Here is a 964-nt window from a genome sequence, read left to right as displayed (position 1 = left end):
GTATTCCCGGACACAAAACTGATAAGAAGGACGCACGTTGGATTGCTAAGCTACTTCGCTTAGATTTAATACCGGCAAGCTTTGTTCCCGACGAGACAATACAAGATCTACGAGACTTAACCCGTGCTCGAAAGCACCTGATTGAATCACGTAATAAGCAAAAGAATCGAATTCATCAAGTACTTCAATGCGGTGGGGTTAAGCTAACGACCTACATCGAAGATATCTTCGGAAAGTCTGGTCGTAATATGCTTGAACTGCTGGCCAATGGTGAAGTAATTACTTCTGAACTTGTCAAGCCGCTGGTATATACTACTTTGAAGAAAAAAGTACCACAAATTGTCGATGCTATGAATGGCTTCATGCGAGCGCATCATCGATTTATGCTTAATGAAATATTAAGACTCATCGATACTTTTGATGCTAGTATTGCTGAGTATGAAGCTCGTATTGACATTTTACTCCAACAATACGAAGCTGAAGTTTCGTTGCTTATTAGTTTTAAAGGCATTCAACGTGAATCAGCGGGAATAATTCTCGCTGAAATTGGCACTGACATGTCAGTTTTTGAGGATGAAAAACACTTAGCTTCTTGGGCAGGCCTTTGCCCTGGTAATCGCGAGAGCGCTGGCAAGCGTCACAACTCTAAAATTAATCATGGTAACGCCTACTTAAAGCGAATTCTCTGTCAAGCAAGTTGGGCTGCTGCCAAGTCTAAGGAAGGTGATCTCGGCGCCTTTTTCCGGCTTAAAAGAAGGCAACGTGGTCCTAAGAAAGCAGCCGTCGCAACAGCTCATCGTATGCTAAAACAAATTTATTTCGCTCTGCTAACCCACCAAGAATCAAAAAAACATACACTTGCGGCCACAAGTGTACGTTAGCTAAAAATAATTAAATAATTTTTTTAAGACCTACTTAGGCCAGTTTTAGTATACGCTTTTTTCGATGGAGTTTTCATATAAAA

1 protein-coding gene is annotated in these 964 nt (G+C 40.9%); it reads left to right on the top strand.

The window, feature by feature from the left end; genetic code table 11:
* On the top strand, window positions 1-881 hold an 881-nt coding region (locus EGT51_RS12790), incomplete at its 5' end, for an IS110 family RNA-guided transposase (protein WP_167850211.1).
* Between the last annotated feature and the right edge of the window lie 83 nt (window positions 882-964).

The organism is Levilactobacillus suantsaiihabitans (assembly GCF_004745505.1).
Classification (GTDB): domain Bacteria; phylum Bacillota; class Bacilli; order Lactobacillales; family Lactobacillaceae; genus Levilactobacillus; species Levilactobacillus suantsaiihabitans.
The sequence above is the reverse complement of the archived record's forward strand: the minus strand, read 5'-3'. Positions and strand labels throughout refer to the sequence as shown.